Origin of the sequence: Arthrobacter sp. K5, assembly GCF_040448525.1 — a bacterium.
Classification (GTDB): Bacteria; Actinomycetota; Actinomycetes; order Actinomycetales; family Micrococcaceae; genus Arthrobacter; species Arthrobacter globiformis.
In genome coordinates this window covers 4316324-4336713 of record NZ_CP159279.1, presented here as the reverse complement: position 1 = coordinate 4336713, position 20390 = coordinate 4316324, and the positions used below count along the sequence as shown (strand labels likewise).

The following is a 20390-nucleotide window of genomic DNA, read 5'->3' as shown; positions in this document are numbered from 1 at the left end:
TGTCCCCGCCCGACGCTAGGATCTGACCAGACATGATTACAGGGGGCAAATATTGCACTGGGCAGAGGAATCGACAGACGTCGATACTAACGGGACAACAGGGACTGCCGAGGCGCCTGACGGCAACTCGGCGTGGCTCGCAAATCTGGTTGTGACGCTTAGTGGAACGTTGGATGGCGGGCGCAGCGCCGCTAGGCGGCAGGCTACCAAGTCTCCCGCGATTTACTCCACCGCTCCGGGCTTCACCTACTCGGATGCTGACGACAACGACGCGCCGGTCCCCCAGATCATGTCGGCTGGCGCCACGGCCGACCCCGTCAAGGACTACCTGAAGCAAATTGGCAAGGTAGCCCTGCTGACGGCAGAGCAAGAAGTGGATCTTGCACTTCGTATCGAGGCGGGCCTGTTCGCCGAAGAGAAGATCGCCGCCGACGCTAGCTCCATGAATCCGAAACTGAGGCGCGAGCTCGAGTTCATCATCCATGAGGGCAGGCGCGCCAAGAAATACCTCCTCGAGGCCAACCTGCGTCTCGTCGTTTCGCTGGCAAAACACTATACGGGCCGCGGCATGCTGTTCCTGGACCTGATCCAAGAGGGCAACCTGGGCCTGATTCGGGCGGTCGAGAAGTTCGACTACACCAAGGGCTTCAAATTCTCCACCTACGCAACTTGGTGGATCCGCCAAGCCATTACGCGCGCCATGGCCGACCAAGGCCGCACCATCCGCATCCCGGTGCACATGGTGGAAACCCTCGCCAAGTTCTCAAAGGTGCGGAGCCAAATGTGGCATGATCTCGGACGGGAACCCACGCCGATCGAGCTTGCCCTCGAGCTGGACATCGCACCGAAACAGGTGCAGGACTATAAGGGTTATCTATTTGATCCTATTTCCCTCGATGAAGAGGTAATCTCTGAACGCGGCGAGATGGTCCCGCTATCTACTATGGTTGAAGACGTCGAGTCGTTCGGCGTGCATGAGGTAGTCGAATATGGCTTCCTGCGGGATCAGCTCCGTGCAGTGCTGGATACGCTCTCGGAACGCGAAGCGACGGTCGTGGCGATGCGTTTTGGGTTGACCGACGGCGAGCCGAAGACCTTGGACGAAATCGGGAAAGTCTACCGTCTAACGCGTGAACGTATCCGCCAAATTGAATCGGCGACCATGTCCAAGCTGAGGCATCCAAGCCGGTCTAGGGTCCTACGCGACTACCTCTATTAGGGTCGGTGCGAAGAGCATCCCTCCGCCATACTTGCGCGCGTGAGCAGCGTGGCAAGTGGCCGATCACTGCGCCACTGGTACAAAATACGAACTATGGCTGAATCACATTTGTTCGTGGCAATGGGAAACATCCTGAACTTGCGCTGCGACTGCTGGCTGGCTCCGACGGATCAAGATTTGAACATCGAGGCTACTTGGACGGACGCCGTTGCCGGCCTTTCTGAGGCTGCCAATCTAACCGCGGGTCCATCCTTCCGGGACGGGACAATTTATGCCGTGGCGGCATTAGACTGGCCTGCCAATGAACCGGTTCCCGTGTTCACTTCGGTCCCTGTCGGGGGCGTTCGCTCGGCCATCGAACTGCGCCCGCGGATTGCCGCTTTTCTTCGGGAGGCCGCACGCGCAGTCTCGGAAATGCCGCGGAGGGCAACGGCGGAAACAAGAGAGGTGCCCCTACTAGCCCTTCCATTCTTCGGGACTGCGGCGGGAGGGGGTGACCTCCAGCGAGGAGAGATTATGCGTGCCATTCTCCGCACGATTCTCAGTGAGTTGCCGACGCTCGGGTGTGACGTCGTTCTCGTTCTTCAGGACGAAGCAGCGTTTGCCTTGGCGCAGGATATACGCAGGAGTGAGAGCGACTATTGGTTGCAGCTTTCCCGAGTACACCTGGATCACGCTAAGGCCCTTGCTCACAAAGCGCGGAACGGGCGCTTGGTGCCATTCTTGGGCTCCGGCGTGAGCATCACCGCAGGGGCCCCGTCTTGGGATGGACTGTTGGGAAAGTTGGCCGAAAGCGTGGGACTTGACCCCGGCATGGCTAAACAGTTCAGGAAACTTAGCCCACTCGACCAAGCAAACATCCTTCAATCCCTGCACGAATCGCCGCCATCAAACCGCGTAGGTGCGAACGAGTCTTTTGGCTCGCTCGTGTCGAGTTTTGTACGAATTGAAAGGTACGGATTGGCACCCACCCTACTAGCGCGTCTGCCATCTGATGGAGCAATCACGCTAAATTACGATTCTCTCTTTGAGAGAGCATGCGCCGATGCTCGGCTGGGCCGGGCGGTAATCCCCCAAGATCCGAGAGAGGACGAGACCCAAGCGCCGGCCGAAACGGACTCGCGTTGGCTTCTGAAGCTTCATGGATCCGTTGCACAGCCTGATTCCATCGTGCTCACGCGCGATGACTACCTCGGATTCAACGCGAACCGGGAAGCCTTGTCTGCTCTCGTCAAGGCTCATCTGATGACCCACCATTTGTTGTTCGTTGGTTTCGGTCTCAAGGACGACCACTTCCACGAAATTGTTCACGACGTTCGTCGTGCAATGCCTAATGATCATGGCAGCTCCACGAGCCTCGGCACCGTACTCACTCTAAACACCGATCCCCTCCAAGAGCTCGCGTGGAAGGAGAAACTCAGTTTCATTTCCATGGATTATCCATTCTCAAGCGACCCGGCACGAACTCTTGAAATCTTTTTGGATGCATTGACCTGCTATTCCACGGCGAGTCACTCCTACTTCTTGGCGCCTAGGTATGAAGGCGGTCTGAATATGAAGGAAAGACAATTGAGGAATGAAATTCTCAAACTCAAGACGCTGCCTGCAGCTGTTGGCGAAAGCAGCGTGGTCGGTGTAATCGACGAGATGCTGAGAACTCTGGGGTGGTCAGAGAATGCCTCTTACGATGGGGAGCTCTGACCTGAGCAAAAACCGTCTAACGCGATAGAGCGTGTGAGAGAAAGCCTTCGAAAGCTAACCGCTCCGCCGCCACAACCGCGACGGCCTCCCCCGCGTCCCGTCGGACATCTGTCCCGTCCCGACCAGTTGCGGCTCCATGAACCGCCGGAACGTGTCCCGCATCAGTGAGCGGCCGGCCACTATCTCGTGCAGGTCCCGCAGGTCCTTCAGAGTGAACGGCTCCTCCAGCAGCGCCCTAGGATCGGGCGCCTCCGCGTAAGCCGCCCGAATCCATTCCGCCGCCTTCGCCACGATCTCCGCATGCCCATACGGCAGCTCCGCGATTAGCTGCGGTTCTCCGGAAACGGAAGCCAGGCGAACGCCGTCGGACTTCAGCGCGTCCTCCAGAGCCGCCTCTGGCACCACGTCCACGTGCGCGACGGAGAGCACCCAGCCCCGGTCGTCCCGCTCCGGATCGTCGAAGACGTGCAGCTGCCGGGGCACCCAGCCCGAGATCCCCGCCTTCTCCCGGAGGGACCGCAGCACGGCGTCCGCCAGCCTTTCCCGCTCGCGCAGGAAGGTACCGGGCAGCGCCCAGTCGCCGTGATGATGTTCTTCGCCCCGCCGTACCAGGAGAACCCGGAGCGCCCCGTCGGCGACGGTCAACACCGCAGTGTCCACCGCCACCGACGGCCGCGGATAGTCGAGCAGGGACGGGGCAGGAGCTTTCTTCGGGGCCATCACAAGACTATTTATTTCAGTATTGCGCTAAAGATTCAAGCCGTGCATACTTGAAGCAATTAGCTCAAATCTGAGTTAAAGATCTGGAGGAGGCATCATGAACGTTCCGCAGCTGCACGTGGGGGCCGGCACTGTGCTCGGTCCGCTCACGGTCTTTCCGGTGTGGACCGGCAGTGCCGGCGAGCTGGGTATCAGCACCGGCACGCACGCCGCCGTCGCCGTCACCGAACTGGCGAGCGGCCCGCAGGTTCCCCGGCTCACCGTCACCAACAACGGTCCGCGCCCGGCCCTGCTGCTCGAAGGCGAGCTGCTCGAGGGCGGCCAGCAGCACCGGACCTGCGCCCGGGACGTCGTCCTCGGCCCGGGCGAAACCCGCACCATTGATACTTACTGCGTGGAGGCCGGCCGTTGGGAAGGCACCCACAGCCACCGCCGCCAGGCCCGCCGCGCCCCACTGAACGTCCGGGCCGAACTCGCCACCAGTCCGGCAGACCCGGGCGGAGCCAACCGGCAGGGCCGCATCTGGAACCGGGTTGCCCGGTTCGACGCCGCCCGTGGCATGTCAGCCACCAGCTCGCTGCTGGAGCACATGGACCGGTTCACCGCCGAGCCACGGAAGGACCGCCGGTTCGGTGCGGACGACGCCCCGGCTCCCCTCGAGGGCCAGCGCGGTGTGGTGATCGGGCTCGGCACGCAGCCGCTCCTGCTGGAAGTCTTCGGCACCCACACGCTGTTCCGCCGGCACTACCGCCAGCTGGTCGAGTCCGCACTGCTGGACCTGGAGCTCCTGCCCCCGCACGTAATGGCGTCCGGCCCGATGCCCGGCCAGCGTGCCCGCGACTTCGCCGCCGCCGTCCAGGCCCTGGAGTTCGGAGCGTTCGACGGCGGCCTGCCGGCTCTGGAGATCCGGAACCACGGCACCCTGCGCAGCCGCAACATCGCGCAGACCATTGGGCGCCTCGCGGCGGCGGGCGTCGCCGTCGCACTCCCCCACCGCGAACCCGAGCTGGCCCACCTGACCGCCTGGAACACCCACCACCCCCTGATGGAGATCGCATGAAACTGAAACCACTGCAGAACGACCGCGCCGCCGGCGTCCTGGTCACCCTGGCCGCCGGCGATGCCCTCGGCGCCGGCTACGAATTCGGCGCCCCGCTGCCCGACGGCACCCCGGTGAGCATGAAGGGCGACGGCCCGTTCGGCTTCGCCCCCGCCGAGTGGACCGACGACACCTCCATGGCCATCGCCCTCGCCGAGGCGCTGGTGGACTCCCCGTCCGAGCCCGCGTCCCGTTCTGTGCTGACTGCTGTTGTCCGGGCCTGGGCGGGATGGGCCGCCGAGGCGAAGGACGTCGGCGCGCAGACCAGCTCCGTCATCGCTGCTGCCCGGCGGCTGGCCGCTGCCGCCGGCCGGAACGAGGCCGACGCCGGTGACTTCACTGCCGCTGCCGCTGAGTTCCACGCCCGCACCGGCCGGAGCGCCGGCAACGGCTCACTGATGCGCACCGCTCCCCTGGCCCTTGCCTATCTGGACCGCAGTCCCGCCGAACTCATGGCTCAGGCCGGAGTGGTCAGCTCCCTGACCCACACCGATATTGACGCGCAGGAGGCCTGCGGCCTGTGGTGCGTCGCCATCCGGCAGGCGGTGCTCACCGGCGAGCTGGATGTCCGGGCGGGGCTTGCTTTGCTGCCCGCCGGGCGGGCGGCGATCTGGCTGGAGCGCATCGAGGCGGCGGAACGGTCCCGGCCGCGGGACTTCGCCCGCAACGGCTGGGTGGTGGAGGCATTCCAGGGAGCGTGGAGCGCAATCCACCACACGTCCGATTCGGCTACCAGCCCCGCGCATCTCCGGGCGGCCCTGGAGGAGGCCGTCCGGGGCGGCCGCGACACGGATACGGTGGCCGCCATCGCCGGCGGCCTGCTCGGCGCCGCCTACGGCTACTCGGCCGTCCCGTTCGAGTGGCGCCGGCACTTGCACGGCTGGCCCGGGCTGCAGGCCCGCGACCTGATGGCACTCGGGATGGAGCTGGGCCGCGGCGAAGGCCGCCGTCTGGAGTCCTGGCCGCGGGCGGTGACCCAGGACTACAGCATGTGGGGCCGAACCGATGCGCTGGTCCAGCACCCGCACGACGACGGCGTATGGCTGGGCGGTGTTGCTTCCGTCGCCCGGGTGGCGGAGCTGGGGATCGACGCCGTGGTGTCGCTGTGTCGGCTGGGCATTGACGATGTGCCGGCTGTCGGTGCTGCCGACCACGCCACGTTCTGGGTGGTCGATTCCTTCGATACCGGGGACAACGCTCACCCTGACTTCGTGCTTCGGGAGGCGGCGGCCGCCGTCGAACGCTACCGCGCGGAGGGCAAGACCGTCCTGCTGCACTGTGTACGGGCGGAGTCCCGGACGCCCACGGTGGCGGCGCTGTACGGGGCTCGGGTGGCTGGCGTGACTCCCCGGCGAGCGCTGGAGGAGGTGCGGCGCGTTCTGCTCGGGGCACGGCCGAACCCGTTGTTCCTGAAGCTGCTGGACCGTCCCTAATCACCAGCCGGCGGCGCGGCAGATAATCCAGCATCACATTTGCGAAATTGTCCGAACCTACTGATAAGAATGTGACCATGACAACAACTCCTGAACTCAGTCGGGAGCAGCGAGACGCCGCGATGGTGGAGCGCTACTCGAACGGTGAGACCCTCGACGCCATCGGGCAGAGCTTCGGCATCACCCGCGAGCGCGTCCGCCAGATCATCGTCAAAGTCGGCGGTGCAAACGCTGAGGAATCCCGTCGGATGCGAATAGCGGCCAAGGAAGCCACACTTAAGGCTGCGCGTGAATCTTTCCTTGCCCAGTACTTCGACCTCGCTCGTCAGATGGCCAGGCGCGGTGTCACCCGGCCGGACGCGATCCTGAAACTGCAAGCCCTCTACCCTGAGATTGACGTCGACTTGGCCGAGGATGCCTTGAAGTCGTGCACAATCGTCTTCGACAAGTACCAGGCCGAGGATATCTTTTCCAAGGAAGTTATCGCTGCCGGCATCTGGTACCTCCTAGGTTCGGAGCTGGGCCTGCCTCCCAACTTTGCTTACGCTGCTGTTCACCTTGACCTTGAGGTTGTCACCGAACTGCGGGCCGTTCTCTCTTCTGCGGAGGTCTCTGCGAGGGACACCGCCACAATCCTTGGAATCATCGGTGCCGCCCAGGAGCATGTAGTGCAGAACCCGGGCGTCAGCATCACCCGCAAGCGGTATGACGCCCTGCGCGAGGAGCTCGTGGGCGCCTTCGGGCTCGTGTCCAGGCAAGGTGCGACACCCTGGCCGCCCACTCACCAGACTGTGATCAAACGCTTCCACGGCTGGAATGACGCCTTGGAGGCCATGGGAATCGGAACATCCTCGCTCGGCCGCAGCAAGGGTCTCCTAAAATTCACGGAAACCCAGTACGCCGACGCCGTCAGCGACTTCTGCGTGGAGATGAACAGCAAGGGTCTGAAGCCCACAGTCGAGCGATACGACGCTTGGGCCAAACTCGAGATCGCTGCTGGGCGCAACAGGCCATCCGGCGCCTCGGTGCGGAATATCTACGGGACATGGCTGGAAGCTATCCGGTCAGGTCAGAAGTAGAAGGGATGTCATGGAGGCAAAAAATTCAGGCCCTGTCATGAGTGGCATCATTCCTCCGCCCGGCTGGTTCGTTGATCCTGGCGCGTTGAGGAAGGCTTATCGGAGCGGCGACCCGTTTCGAACACTTGCGGCAGCTTTTGGCGGCAGCGTCAATGACATCTCCTACACGATTACGGACCAGTCAGATTCCGGAGACCACCTCGAGCGTTCAAGATCTATTCGACGGCGAAGCCTTGCCACCACCGGGGTGCTCGCTGGCCACGAAGACATGGTCGAAAGGCTGTTTGAAGCTGACATTTCAAGGGAAGACATACCGAAAGTTCTGTCAGCCCTCGGAATCGATGTGGATGTTGACATCGCCGTCGAACTGCTACACATTCCGGGTGTCCCTGGAGGGCAGCTTGAAGAACCCCTCCCCCCGCGACGGGTGGGCGACAAACTCAGCCTGCTCTACATCACAGGTAAATATCACGGAATCGAACCGGACTACGAGCTTGCGCTAGGCAAGATCTCGGTTACCGCCGTTACCAAGCTCAGGGAGCTCTTGCACCCGAACATCCCCTACCGGCGCCTCGCTGAAATCCTGGCAGTCATAGAGACAACGGCGCTCGCGATCCGAGCCCGAACGATCACGACTCTCGCCTACGCCGATTACGATGAGACAGTCCAAACGCTCTCCCGGCATCGGGTCACAACCACAAACGATCCGGCAGATCCATGGCCGGTTCCAGCATCTACCCTCCGACGACGGTTCGCTTATGGATTCTGGGAGGAAGCGCTGAGGACAGTGGGTCTGCACCTTGCCACCGGCGAGGACCGCTTCAGCGAGCTCGATTATTTTGAGGCCCTCGACCGCTTTACCGAAGAATGCATCGAATTCGGGTATGCGATGGACATCGAAATCTACGATCGTTGGGTCATTGCCGAAACGGCGATACGTCACGAATGCCCCTCAGCGGTGGAATTGATCCGCCGCTATGGGAGCTGGGCTGCAGCGCTGGAATCCGTCCTTCCGCCGGAGTGCCAAGAGGAAACTAGACCAGACGACGGGGAGCCTGAGTACGTCGACTACGATTCCGGCTGGGGAACGTTGGAGGAGCTGGAGGAATGGGAGGAAAACCTGGACAACGACTGGCGGGCCGCCGGGAAACTCATAGGCCAGCTCATTGAAGCTATGCCTGCCGATTCTTTCCTGCACATTCGGTACGCCGCCCCCGAAGGTCGACAGCCCGCTCCGTACGCACGTGCGACCACCGGGACCGACGGGGTGTACTGCGAAATTGTCTCGGATGCCGGTCTGACCCCGCACCAATGGCGCCTAAGCACGCATCGCCTATCCGATGACGGCTGGTCGGCTCCAAACGAAAATAACGCGAACTGGCACAAGGCAGGCGTGCCTCGTACGGAGGCCGCTGCACAAATCCTCAACGAAATCCGCTTCGGCCGCGTCCCGGTAGAGGCGAGCGAGCTGACGTGGAGCGTCGGACAGGTTCCGGATGGTTCCGGCCCCACCAGCGGCGTCACGCTGGACGCTGCGCTTCGAGGAGTGGTACAGAGCGTGCGAAATGCCAGCTAAGTAACCGGGGCATCAGGACCATAGTAGTTAGGGCCGGACCGATGGCCTAGTTGAATGGATTTGGTTCGGGGCAGCGCTCGAGCAGCGCCGATTGACGTTGAATCAGCGAATGACGGAAAGGACAATTCATCAGCATGGGGGCAGCAGTGAGGTGCATTCCGGAGAAACCGGAATTCGGTGACGGCCAGTCGGCCGAACGGGCTGTGTGGGAGGCACTGAAGAAGAGCCTGCCGGATGACTGCCTGCTGGCGCATTCCGTCCAGGTGCGGGATGGCCGGGCCGAGCATGAGATCGATCTTCTGGTGGTGTGGCCAGGCGTCGGCATGGCGGCCATCGAGGTCAAAGGCGGCAAGGTCGGCGTCGAAAACGGGCAGTGGTACCAGTCCGACAAGGGCGGCAAGCACAGGATCCAGAGCCCGGTGGCGCAGTCCCAGAACTCGCAGCATGCGTTCAAGAACTGGCTCGAGAGCCGGATGGGTTCCAAACTCACCAGCCGCTTCGCCTATCTGGTCAGCCTTCCCTATACGGACGTCCCCAAGGACTGGGAGATGGCCGGATGCCCCCGCGCACTGATCCTCGACCAGACGGACATGAAGTCGCCGGCGGACCTGATCCGGCACGCCATCGAGCACGAAGGCAGCGGAGCCACCACTTTGGCGCCAGCGTTCGTGGACCGCATGCTGCGGCACCTCAGCGGTGATCTGAACACGGACTCCGGTTCATCGGATCCGCAGGAAGCCGAGGACGCACAGGACCACCTCACCGAGCGGCAGGCTGTGCTCCTGCAGGCCACCAGGTCGCTAAAGCGCGTGAGGTTCACGGGAGGTGCGGGCAGTGGCAAGACCTGGCTCGCCCTTGAAAAGGCCCGGCGGCTCTGCCGCGAAGGCAAGCGCGTGGGGCTCTTCTGCTACAACAAGGGCCTTGGACAGTACCTGCAGGCGCAGGTATCCGGCTGGCGGCACAAACAGCCTGTCTTCACCGGCGAATTCCACGAGTACGTCCGCGGACTGGGGGTGGAGGACGGTACGGGACAGGACTACTTCGACGTCGAGATGCCCCGCATGCTCAAGGAGCTGGGAGCCGGGCTTGAGCCGCATGAGCGGCTGGACGCCGTCGTCATCGATGAAGCACAGGACTTTGCCCCGCTGTGGTGGGAGGCGCTGCTCGCTTGCACCACGGATCCCGCGGACAGCGAGGTTTACGCCTTCATGGACGACCGCCAGGACGTCTACAAAAGATGGGGAGGCACGACGGCGGACCTCACCTTTGGCCCGACGGCCACCTTTGTTCCCATCCACATCGACGAGAACCTGCGCAACACGCGGAAGATCGCCGAGACGTTCAAGTCGTTCGCCGGCGAGCACTTCACTCCCCGGGGCGGCACGGGTCTTCCGGTCCGGCGAGTCGAGTGCTTTACCGACGACGCCCTCGGTGCCGCGGACGACTGCATCGACGCGCTCATGGATGAGGGCTGGGCGAGCAACCAGATCGCCCTCCTGACCACCAAGTCTCGGCACCCGGTCCATCAGGAGCGCTTCGACAACGGGTCTATCGCTGAGTATTGGCTCGACTTCCACGCCAACAACGACGTGTTCTACGGCCACGTGCTGGGGTTCAAGGGGCTGGAGCGTTCCGTCGTGGTGCTCTGCGTCAACGGCTTCAAGGACATGGAACGCGCAGCGGAGCAGCTATACGTGGGCCTGTCCCGAGCGCGGAGCCTGTTGGTGGTGGTCGGCGAGAGCGAACTGCTGGAGGAAGCCGGTGGCCGGGAGCTGAAGCTGGCGCTGTCGAAGGCGGAGGCATGGCTGCCACCTGTGGAGTGATCTTCTGGGCCTGAGCGCGCTACCACAACCTCAGATGTTGCGGGCATCACGTTTTTGTCAGACCTGCCATACAGCCTGCTTTCACTAAGTTCCAAACCGTCCAATGGGGGATGAAATGCCAGAACTTGCCGACGACGCGTCGCACCCAAGTGCCACGCTCACCCGGGTGCCTGAAGCGGTGCCTGCTGCGTCTGTTCCCGCCGAGTACGACTATGCCTTCCTTTACACCTGGCAGCAGGAAGCGCTGAAGGCATGGCATTCGAATTCCCGTCACGGCGTCATCGAGGCTGTCACCGGCGCGGGTAAAACACGTGTCGGCATCGCTGCGGCATTCGAGGCAGTCCGGCAGGGCATCAAGGTCCTCATACTGGTGCCCACCGCCGAACTCCAAACCCAATGGCTGTCCTCGCTCCAGCGCGACCTGGCGAAGGCCCGGCGCGGCGCGCTCGGCAACGGGCGCTCTGAATCCCTCGACGACGTCGACATCCTCGTGGCGATTGTGCACTCGGCTTCCAACCGCGAGACCCTACGCAGCCACAAAGCCGGGCTGATCATCGCCGACGAATGCCACCGCTACGCAGCGCCCATGTTCACCGGGGCGCTGCAGGAGGGATACGCCTGGCGCCTCGGACTCACAGCGACCTACGAACGGGCCGACGGCGAGCACGAGAACCTCCTGACCCCCTACTTCGGTGGAGTCGTCTACAACCTCTGGTACGACCGCGCGCTCAAGGATGAAGTGATCGCGCCCTTCGATATTGCCCTCGTTGGTGTGGATCTGACCGCCTCGGAACAGTCCGACTACGACGAGTTCAGCAGCACGATGACTGAGACGGCCCGTCATCTGGAGTCCTACGCCGGCATCCCCCGCAAGCCTTTCCACCAGTTCATCGCGGCGGTCGGAACGCTCGCGGCATCGGAGTCACCGAGCCGGGAAGCAACACTGGCCCGCAAGTACATGAAGGCCATGGCCTCCCGGCTCACGCTGCTGGCGGAGGCACGGACGAAGTATTTTGCCTTGGCCGCGCTGAAGGAGACCGTCAATCAGTCCCACGGGACTCTTGTCTTCACCCAGACCCAGGAGTCGGCGCGCCGTGCCGAGCAGGTCTACACCGCGCTGGGTTGCAGGGCCTCTGCGCTGTACAGCGGCATGGCTAAGGACGACCGGAAGCAGGGCATGGAGGACTTCCGCATGGGCGCCTCCCAGATCCTTGCTGCTCCTCGGTTGCTCGACGAAGGCATCGACGTGCCGGAGGCGGACCTCGGCATCATTGTGGCGGCCAACCGGAGCCAGCGGCAGATGGTGCAGCGCCTGGGACGCGTCATTCGCAAAAAGGCGGACGGACGCGTCGGCCGGCTCGTGGTCCTCTACTCCAAGGGGACGGTCGAGGATCCGGACGTGCAGGGTGAGGAGTTCCTCGGCAAGGTGCTGCCTTTTGCGCGCGAGTTCGACTTCTTCGACATGAAGAGCGACCTCAGCAGGCTGCAGGAGTTCCTTCGCCAGGAGGAGGTAGAGGAGGAGGCTCCGGTGCCGGCGCCCAAACCTTCGCCTAAGCCACGGCCTACAGATAACGACGGCGTCCCGGCGGGGGAAGATGCCTCAGAAAACTCCGAGTTCGAGCCCGGCGAAGATGTCTTTGACGACCCCGGACTGGAGGACTATCTGCCGCCGACCGGCTACGACGGTGAGGACGGGTCCGCACCGACTTCGTTCGATCTCGAAGAGCCTGACTGGCCGGAAGAACTGGCCGGGATGGAAGGCTTCAGCGAGGACGCCGTGCGGGACTATCTTCGCCGCGCCGGCCGCGCGGAGTTGCTGACGGCAGAGCAGGAAGTTGAACTGGCACAGGAGATCGAAGCAGGGCTCTACGCCGCACACCTCCTGGGCGACGGCACTCCACGAGGCCGCAAGCACTCCCGGGAACTTCGAGCGATTGCACTCTTGGGTCAGCGGGCCGGCGACGCCCTGCTGGAAGCAAACCTGCGCCTCGTCGTGTCGATCGCCAAGCGCTACTTGAACCGCGGTTTGGACTTCCTGGACCTGATTCAGGAAGGAAACCTGGGTCTCCACCATGCAATCTGCAAGTTCGACTTCACCAAAGGGTTCAAGTTCTCGACGTATGCGACCTGGTGGATTCGCCAGTCGGTCACCCGCGCCTTGGCGGATCAGGGGCGCCTGATCCGGCTTCCCGTTCACATGGTGGAGCAGATTCACAAGGTCCTGGCTGTGCAGCGCAGCGCGGCCATGGAAGGCATCACCTGCACCATTGAAGAAGTAGCTCACCGCGCCGGTACCACCGCTTCAAAAGTCGAGTATCTCCTGAACCTGGATAGGTTGGTGTATTCACTCGACGTTCTTGTTCCTGATTGTAGAGGCGGACTCGAACCCCTGGCTGAGCAATTAGTGGATCCCCTCGATGTGGATGTAGTAGAAGGGATTGCCAAGGAACAGCTCACAGTGCAGATCCACACCATCCTCGATACCTTCACCGAGCGCGAGGCCGGCGTGATCGCCATGCGCTTCGGTCTCACAGATGGCGAGCACAAGACACTCGATGAGATCGGGAAAATCTACGGCGTCACCCGCGAGCGTATTCGCCAGATCGAGAAGAAGACTATGGACCTGCTCAAGGATCCGGGCGTGTCAGCACCGCTGCGCAGCTTTCATTTCGACGGCGAGGAAGTAGAGGCCGGCACGACGCCCGACGAGTCAATCCGGGATGGCCTGCCTGCCCCTGCCTCCACGGATGAGACACAGTTGTCAGAGCCTGCCGCTAGCGTGGTAGAAACGACCACCAGTCAATGCATGGGGGATTAATGAAGATCGAGTTCGGGTGGCACCTGGACCGTGCGCCGTGGGCCTACACTCAGCCGGGCCTCAACCACGTCCGAGTGGGACGCAAGAACTTTACGGCGCTGCTGCAAACACGCTTGGGTATCACTCGCCCGGACACTGGCCATGCCGAGCGCGTCAGCCAGTACTTGGAGCGGCTTCGGGCCATTGACTCCCCCGGCGACTGGTTCCACGAGTCCTTCGAGGTTGACCCTTGGTCCACGGCTCAGGAGCTGCTCGCTGCCCGCGACGATGCCGTTGCCAATGGCTGGGACGGGACGACGCTTCCGGAGCCTGAGCCCGGCGCATCAGAACCGTCTCCATTGCTGCGGACGCTGGCGGCAGCGGAGAAGGCGGCCAGCCCGCTTGCAGCCTCCTTGGCAGATGACATTGCCGAGCTGGTGACGGCGCTCGACTCGCCCCTGCCACTAGGCATCGACGAGCTGATACTCCAGCATCCCGAGCGCAGCTTCCCGAAAGTCTGGCAGCTCATAATCGGAAAACTCCGGGACCGCGGAACCCGAATCAGCGAAGCAGTGCCCGCGAACAGCCAGCCACGGCTCACGATTCTCACCGCCGAAACGGAATGGGAAGCGGCGGAACACAGCGCCCGCTGGCTCGCTGCCGGTGACAATCACAGCACCGCCGTGGTCTCCTCGGACAGCACTTCCCTCCTCGATCATTTCCTGGCTGGGTACGGTCTGTCGGCCATCGGCGTCGGCTCCCCCTCCGTCTGGCGTCCCCAGGACCAGCTGATTCCGCTCTTTTTCGAGGTCATCTGGTCGCCGCCGAACGTTCAGCTCCTCGGCGAGCTGCTCACCCTGCCCGGCTCGCCCGTGCGGCGGGCCGCCGCACGGCACATCCTTGAGGCCTTGAAACAAGAGCCTGGCACCGGAGGCGAAGCGTGGAAGGCGGCAATCTCCGCCATCGCCGCAGACCCTCAGCTCGGTTCCGAACTCGCCGCCACGCTGGACGGGCTCTTTTGCACCGGCGTGCTCGTTGAAGACGAGGACGTGAGCGGCGCTGAGCTTGCTGAACGGGCAGAATGGCTCGCCGGCCGGTTGCGTGCCCGCGCTTCCCAAGACGACGCTGCCAAGACAAGAGCGTCACTGCTGCAACGCATCCTGGCACTGGTGACGCCGCTTCCCAGTGTCTCCCGCCGGGATCTTCGCCGGATCATCTCGGCCGTCATCGTCCCTTCGTCGGACACGCTCGTGAGCGCTGAAGCCGCGCCATGGCTGCGGCTCGGACACCTGGCCGAGTTGGCCGACGACGTCGATCAGGCGCTGTGGTGGGGCTTCCAGAGCAGCCGCACCGCGTCCGTCCGTCGCTGGGACGCCCACGACAAGGAGGCCTTGTCTCGGGTTGGCGTTCACCTGCCAACGCCTGAAGAACTCAGCGCCCTCGAAGTCAGCCAGACTCTTGCTGCGGCCAGCCGGACCAGGAATCTGATCCTTGTCCAGATCGAGCAGCGCGACGGCGAACGGGTGGAAGGAAGTCCGGTGTTGGAGGCCCTCATCGCCGCTCAGCCTGGCCAGACGGAGGGGTCGCTTTCCGACCGTCTCGCTCTGCTCACACGTAGGCCTGAAGCGCTGATTGACTCCACCGGCCAATGGGCACTCGCAGACCGCCGCATGCAGCTCGTTGCTGTCCCTCAGCACCGCCCTGTCGCTCCGCCCGCCGTCCACGACTTGGGCCCGAATCCCGCTCTCGTCCCGGAACGACTCTCCTTCACCCAGCTTTCTACGCTCCTGGGCTGCTCTCTGGCGTGGGTGCTCAGGCACAAGTCGCACCTGAGCGTTCCCGCCGCCGCCAGCGTCCCGTCCGACAACCAGATGCTCGGAATCTTCGCTCACAAGGTGGTGGAGGTACTTCAGAACCAGCTTCGTGCGCAGCACCGGGCGGTTCCAGACCAGCAAGAGGTGCTGGCCGCCGTCGAACGTCTCTTGCCTCAGCTCGCCTCGGAGCTGCTCCTGCCCGGCCAAAAGAGCCGCCGTGCCGGGGTTCAGGCCACCATCGAAACAACCGTCATGACCTTCTTCGAGCAGCTGCAGCGGGGCGGCGTCGTTCTGCAGGAGATGGAGAAGGAGTTCGCCAAGGACCTGCACTTCACGGCCGGCGGAGACAGCTACACAGTCGAAGTAAAGGGCCGCGCCGACGCGGTGGGCATTGATGCTTCCGGTCGCACCGCCGTCGTGGATCTCAAGTGGTCCAACAATGACAAGTACCGCCGCGAGGAAGTCCAGCGCGGCGAAGCCCTGCAGCTGGCGCTGTACCAGTGGGCGTTCAGCCCCGGCGACTTGCCGCCCGACGCACCCACCGCCTACTACATGCTGAAGCAGGGCAGCTTCGCCTCGGCCCACCCGGAGTTCGGTTCCGCCATCCAGGCCAGCCAGGATCCGTCGCAGCTGTGGCAACAGGCGGTCCGGGCCATCGGATTCACCGTCGAGGAGGTGCTCGCCGGACGGATAACGGCAACGGAGCCGGCAGCAAAATCCCTGGCTGAGGGCGAACCCGGCGCCGACGCGCTTGCAGCAGCCAGTGGACGCCTGCACATGAAGCCGAACTGCAAATACTGCGACTTCGGCACGCTCTGCGGACTCAAGGGGGACTACTCGTGAACCTGCTGGATAACGTCACCATGGTGTCGGCGAGTGCCGGCACCGGAAAGACCTTCACGCTCACGGGCAAGATCGTCGATCAGATTGCCGCCGGCCTGCCGGCCGGCGCCGTAATGGCCACCACCTTCACCAAGAAGGCCGCCGGAGAATTGCGTGAACGGATCGCGGGCCGCCTCCTTGAGCAGGCGGACAAGGCCGACGACGCCGATTCCGCCGCCGCACTGCGGCTTGCCTCCCAGCAGTTGCCCGCGAGCCTCATCGGCACGGTCAACAGCGTATGCGGCCAGCTGCTGCAGGAGCACGCCATCGACGCAGGCCTCTCACCTGCACTCGAGGTTATCGGCGAGGAACACCTCGCCAGTATCTTCCACCTTGCCACGGACGAAGTCCTGGCCGAGCACGCTCCGAGAATCCTGCCCATCGCGCGGCGCATGGGGACAGACGGCAACGGGGCCAGGGACGCGAAAACCTGGCAGGAGACCGTGCGGTCGATCGTGGATGCTGCACGTACCAACCTGCTGGAAGCGGACGACTTGGCAGCCTGTGCGGATCGTTCTTGGACCGGACTGCGCGACCTGCTCGACGCACCGGCTACGGATGACCGGTCCCAGTGGCGGTCTGCTCTTCGCGCCACGGTGACCGATCTGGAGACCATGGCCAGGGACAGCAAGACCCCCGCCGGCAAGAAGGTGGATACGGGCTCAGCAACCTTTACGGAGCATGTGCCGAAGATCCTTCACAAGATTGCCACCATGGGCGCGGTGGAGGACATCCCTTGGGAGACATGGCGCGGCGTGGTGGGCTCGGCAGCGCCGGCCGCCGTCAAGGCGCTCTTCACTCCCGTCACCGGAGCCATCAAGGAAGGCCTGCTCTCCAACCCGGCCTTCCATGACGACCTCGAGCAGTACATCCGGTTCCTGTTCGCCTGCGCTGAAGAGTGCCTCACGGCCTACTCCGATTTCAAGCGGCTGCATGGCCTGATGGACTTTGTGGATCAGGAGACCTTGGTCCTGGGCCTTGCCCGAAACAACGATGCTTTCCGCCGCTCCTTCCCAGGGCGCATCCGATTCCTCGTCGTAGACGAGTTCCAAGACACGAGCCCTCTGCAGCTTGAACTCTTCCTGCAGCTCAGCCGGCTCGTAGACGAGGCCGTCTGGGTAGGGGATCCCAAGCAGGCCATCTACGAGTTCCGGGGCACCGACCCTGATCTCATGGAAGCTGTAGTCAGGGAGGTGCGCCACCGGGAGCAGCTGTCCAATACGTGGCGCTCCCACCAAGCAGTCGTCGATCTAAGCAACGCCGTCTTCGAGCCCGTCTTTGAACAGCACGGCATGCCGGCCGATACCGTGCACCTCGAGCTCCCGGCTGCACATTCGGATTGGTCGCCCGGCTCGCTCGAAGCCTGGACACGGCCGCAACCCAACGATGGCGAGCGGCTGAGGGCTACGGCAGCTGGCGTGGCTTCGCTGCTGGAACGCCGGCCAGACCTAAATGCCGGGAAGGTGGCACTGCTGGCGCGGTCGAACGCCGACGTCGAGTCACTGTCCGCTGCCCTCGACGCTCTGGGAATCCGCGCAAGCCGCAATCCCCGCAGGCTGTCAGACTCCCGTGAAGTACAACTGGCCCGCGCCGGACTGGCATTCGTCGCGGACGGGTACGACACGGTGGCCCTTGCCGAGATCGTCGCCATGCACCCCGGGCATTCCTCCAACGGAACCTGGCAGCAGGAGCTGCTGTCGGCGGCCGATCCTGCGCCCGTGCTCGAAAAGTGGAATTCGGACCCGATCTTCAAAGCCCTCAATGCCCTTCGGAGCCGGGCAACAGCGGCCACGCCTACCGAGGTTTTCGAAGCTGTGGTCGGCGCGCTCGGGCTGACCCGGCTGATTGCGGGATGGTCCTCCCCCGCCACCCGGCTGAGAAACCTGGACGCCGTCCGCGGTGTCATCAAGACGTACTACGAGCGCTGCCTCGCCTTGCGCTCGCCCGCTACTCTTCGTGGCTTCCTCACGTTCTTCGGTTCTGAGGAGCAGCGATCCGCGGACAACGCCGGAACTGACGTCGTCAACGTGCTCACGTATCACCAGGCAAAGGGTCTTGAGTGGCCCGTTGTTGTTTTGGAGGGCCTTGATAAGGACCTTCGCTTCGCTGCTTTCGGCGCGGCCGTGGAACAGGACGGGAGTTTCGACCTGGCGCAGCCTCTGGCTGGCCGCTGGATCCGTTTCTGGCCCAGTCCCTTCCCCTATGGCGGGTCTACCCTGGATGCACGGGGAAAGACGAGTGACGTAGCGCTCCGGGCCGAGGAACGCGAGCGCAGGAACATGGCCAGGCTGATGTACGTCGGCATGACCCGGGCCGTTGAAACAACCGTTCTGACAGGCAAGAAGCCTGCGCCTGAGCTTCTCAACAACCTGGGCATCTCCTCACTGGTGACGTGGAAATCCGGCCCCGACGACACCTCCGACGGTGCCATACATGTCGCCGACGGGCTCGAACTGCCGGCGCGAGTGGAGGAGCTGGAACCCCTAGCCGCTGAACTCTCGCCCTCGGACTGGGCGCAGCGGTTCTCCAATGTTCCTGCTGATCCGTCAGGCGTTGTCTTCCCTCCAGCTCGCTTCGCGGCCTCTTCACTGGACTCTGCCGGGCACGAAGCCTCAGTCCGTGCGGTAGCGGAGTTCGGTTCCCGGCTCGCGGAGCACGGATCCGACGACTGGGGCGCAGTGGGCAGTGCCGTGCACGCTTACCTCGGAACTGAATTCTCGGTGCTCGACGCCGCCCAACAGCAGCACCTGGCGGAGCGGATAGTTGCCCGCTGGCAGGTCGAGGGCACCATCGACTGTTCCCTGCTGCTCACTGCCGGGGAAAGACTCGAGTCCTATCTGGACCTGGAGTTCCCAGGCTGGAGTCGGTACCGGGAAGCTGCCATCGGCTGGCGGCCCGACAACCAGGTCATGGAAGGCTGGATCGACCTATTGCTGGAGGGGCCCGACGGATTCGTACTCGTTGACCACAAGACCTATCCCGGCAGTGATCCCGGAGGCCATGTGAGGGAGAAGTACCTTGGCCAGATGGCCGCGTACCGGAATGCTGTTCTCGCTGCTACCGGCAAGCCCGTGCTGCGGACGCTGATCCACTTCCCTGCGCTCGGGCAGGTCTACGAGATTGAGCCTGTAGTGCCCCGCATCCCAAGGTAGGAGGTGTTCAGTCAGGGGCATCGCCCGTTGCCGGTTTGAGGGTCGTGGACCGGGGGAACAGCGGCGTGTCGTCAGGCTGCCCCCCGGTCCACGAACGCACCGCTGGCCATCCAATCGAGGCTGGAGACGTACCGCTTGTCCTTCGACTCCTCGTGGATCTTGCGGAGCTCGCCTACGGTCGCGTCACGGCTCCACATCCTTGTCCTCCCGAAGCTGCGGATGCATGTAACGGTAGCTACGCGTCATCTGGCTTTTCGTTCAGTGCTTCCGGGTCTAAGCGCGCCGGTCGATATTCCTGCTCTCTGCGATCCAGCCAGGAGTTGGCTGGACTTCCCGTACGGGACATCCGGTCATCCTGAGATGTCCAGACAATGATGTCAAGCAGCCGAAGGTCTGTTGTCTCGCTGATATCCGGCACGGCACGGGACACTTGCTTTCGGACCTGGGTAAGTTCTGGCTCTTGATTGCTCAGAATCCTCCGGTACGCCAATAAGGTTTGATGAATTCGCTGCCAGCGTGGTTCCTTACCCGAGCGAAATCCATCCCGATTGAAACCCATAGCCATTGCTACATGGCCATCGAGAACTGGAATTGCGTCAGGTCTGTAAAGAGCGAGCATCTTCGTCATCTTGGGCGCCCATACCCCAGGGAAGCCGTAACGGCACAGCTGGCTAACAGTTCCGACTTCGTCATCGTCCATGCTGGCGAGGTCCTTGGCGGGTAGGGCTTGGAGCCGCTCCAGCACCTCTGAGCGGCGCTCATGCGTAAAGCCGGCAATGTCCGCTACCGAAATTCGTCCGGCCAGCGTGCTGGCCCACAAGAGGGACCATGGCGCGATCTCATCAAAATGCCCGCGGTGGCGAGCCGCGGCGCCCAGCCTGTCGTAGGTGTGCCACCCGCTCCACGGATGCGTACAGAAGGAGACCACCCGTGCCACAGCGTCTTGGAGTGGAATGTTCCCAATCCCTTTCGGCATACCGGGAGACAGATCCAGTTGGGTATTTGTGCTCATGGCATTCCTTTGATCGGTCCAAGTGGTTGAAACGGGTGCATGGGGCGCTGACTCTCTAGGACCCAGTTTCTCCCAGTAGCAGT

At 63.3% G+C, this 20390-nt stretch carries 13 protein-coding genes; 10 read left to right on the top strand and 3 right to left on the bottom strand.

What is annotated here, in order from left to right:
• The first annotated feature begins 52 nt into the window (after positions 1-52).
• Together ABRP34_RS19790 and ABRP34_RS19785 are read left to right on the top strand one after the other, a co-directional pair.
• The gene (locus ABRP34_RS19790; protein ID WP_353711476.1) at positions 53-1219 is read left to right on the top strand and encodes an RNA polymerase sigma factor; all 1167 of its coding nucleotides are present in this window, start codon (positions 53-55) and stop codon (positions 1217-1219) included.
• Positions 1220-1312: 93 nt separating this feature from the next.
• A complete protein-coding gene (locus ABRP34_RS19785; protein WP_353711475.1) occupies positions 1313-2920 on the top strand; it encodes an SIR2 family protein in 1608 nt (535 codons plus the stop codon).
• Positions 2921-2974: 54 nt separating this feature from the next.
• Here ABRP34_RS19785 and ABRP34_RS19780 read toward each other — a convergent pair whose 3' ends face one another.
• Complete coding sequence (locus ABRP34_RS19780; protein ID WP_353711474.1) at positions 2975-3640, bottom strand: NUDIX domain-containing protein; 666 nt, start codon at positions 3638-3640, stop codon at positions 2975-2977.
• A gap of 97 nt (positions 3641-3737) precedes the next feature.
• On the opposite strand from ABRP34_RS19780, the gene ABRP34_RS19775 reads away from it, so the two are divergent.
• From ABRP34_RS19775 to ABRP34_RS19740, 8 genes are all read left to right on the top strand, one after another.
• A complete protein-coding gene (locus ABRP34_RS19775) occupies positions 3738-4700 on the top strand; it encodes a DUF6569 family protein (RefSeq protein WP_353711473.1) in 963 nt (320 codons plus the stop codon).
• Positions 4697-6172 carry an ADP-ribosylglycohydrolase family protein gene (locus tag ABRP34_RS19770; protein WP_353711472.1) on the top strand — a complete coding sequence of 492 codons (1476 nt, stop codon included), beginning with the start codon at positions 4697-4699 and terminating at the stop codon, positions 6170-6172. Before ABRP34_RS19775 ends, ABRP34_RS19770 begins: the two co-directional genes overlap by 4 nt.
• 77 nt (positions 6173-6249) lie before the next feature.
• Positions 6250-7251, top strand: a complete 1002-nt coding sequence (locus ABRP34_RS19765) for a sigma factor-like helix-turn-helix DNA-binding protein (protein ID WP_353711471.1) — start codon at positions 6250-6252, stop codon at positions 7249-7251.
• Positions 7252-7261: 10 nt separating this feature from the next.
• A complete protein-coding gene (locus tag ABRP34_RS19760; protein WP_353711470.1) occupies positions 7262-8827 on the top strand; it encodes a hypothetical protein in 1566 nt (521 codons plus the stop codon).
• 134 nt (positions 8828-8961) lie between these two features.
• The gene (locus ABRP34_RS19755) at positions 8962-10650 is read left to right on the top strand and encodes an NERD domain-containing protein (RefSeq protein ID WP_353711469.1); all 1689 of its coding nucleotides are present in this window, start codon (positions 8962-8964) and stop codon (positions 10648-10650) included.
• A 115-nt stretch (positions 10651-10765) separates the two neighbouring features.
• Positions 10766-13468: a sigma-70 family RNA polymerase sigma factor gene (locus ABRP34_RS19750; RefSeq protein WP_353711468.1), complete on the top strand. Its 2703-nt coding sequence runs from the start codon at positions 10766-10768 to the stop codon at positions 13466-13468.
• Entirely contained in the window at positions 13468-16104 is a 2637-nt protein-coding gene (locus tag ABRP34_RS19745) for a PD-(D/E)XK nuclease family protein (protein WP_353711467.1), read from the top strand. The genes ABRP34_RS19750 and ABRP34_RS19745 overlap by 1 nt, the downstream gene beginning before the upstream one ends.
• Positions 16101-19295: a UvrD-helicase domain-containing protein gene (locus ABRP34_RS19740; RefSeq protein ID WP_353711466.1), complete on the top strand. Its 3195-nt coding sequence runs from the start codon at positions 16101-16103 to the stop codon at positions 19293-19295. The genes ABRP34_RS19745 and ABRP34_RS19740 overlap by 4 nt, the downstream gene beginning before the upstream one ends.
• Before the next feature lie 71 nt (positions 19296-19366).
• On the opposite strand, the gene ABRP34_RS19735 is transcribed toward ABRP34_RS19740, so the two are convergent.
• Both ABRP34_RS19735 and ABRP34_RS19730 read right to left on the bottom strand, forming a co-directional pair.
• Positions 19367-19492, bottom strand: a complete 126-nt coding sequence (locus ABRP34_RS19735; RefSeq protein ID WP_353711465.1) for a hypothetical protein — start codon at positions 19490-19492, stop codon at positions 19367-19369.
• A 38-nt stretch (positions 19493-19530) separates the two neighbouring features.
• Positions 19531-20307, bottom strand: coding sequence for a DUF6308 family protein (locus ABRP34_RS19730; protein WP_353711464.1), 777 nt, complete (start codon positions 20305-20307; stop codon positions 19531-19533).
• Positions 20308-20390: the final 83 nt, after the last annotated feature.

Bases quoted from the DNA above. Each gene is read 5' to 3' on its own strand.
- ABRP34_RS19785 (WP_353711475.1), top strand. From the start codon at position 1,313: ATGGCTGAATCACATTTGTTCGTGGCAATGGGAAACATCCTGAACTTG.
- ABRP34_RS19745 (WP_353711467.1), top strand. From the start codon at position 13,468: ATGAAGATCGAGTTCGGGTGGCACCTGGACCGTGCGCCGTGGGCCTAC.
- ABRP34_RS19735 (WP_353711465.1), bottom strand. From the start codon at position 19,492: ATGTGGAGCCGTGACGCGACCGTAGGCGAGCTCCGCAAGATCCACGAG.
- ABRP34_RS19770 (WP_353711472.1), top strand. From the start codon at position 4,697: ATGAAACTGAAACCACTGCAGAACGACCGCGCCGCCGGCGTCCTGGTC.
- ABRP34_RS19765 (WP_353711471.1), top strand. From the start codon at position 6,250: ATGACAACAACTCCTGAACTCAGTCGGGAGCAGCGAGACGCCGCGATG.
- ABRP34_RS19750 (WP_353711468.1), top strand. From the start codon at position 10,766: ATGCCAGAACTTGCCGACGACGCGTCGCACCCAAGTGCCACGCTCACC.
- ABRP34_RS19775 (WP_353711473.1), top strand. From the start codon at position 3,738: ATGAACGTTCCGCAGCTGCACGTGGGGGCCGGCACTGTGCTCGGTCCG.
- ABRP34_RS19730 (WP_353711464.1), bottom strand. From the start codon at position 20,307: ATGAGCACAAATACCCAACTGGATCTGTCTCCCGGTATGCCGAAAGGG.
- ABRP34_RS19755 (WP_353711469.1), top strand. From the start codon at position 8,962: ATGGGGGCAGCAGTGAGGTGCATTCCGGAGAAACCGGAATTCGGTGAC.
- ABRP34_RS19760 (WP_353711470.1), top strand. From the start codon at position 7,262: ATGGAGGCAAAAAATTCAGGCCCTGTCATGAGTGGCATCATTCCTCCG.
- ABRP34_RS19780 (WP_353711474.1), bottom strand. From the start codon at position 3,640: ATGGCCCCGAAGAAAGCTCCTGCCCCGTCCCTGCTCGACTATCCGCGG.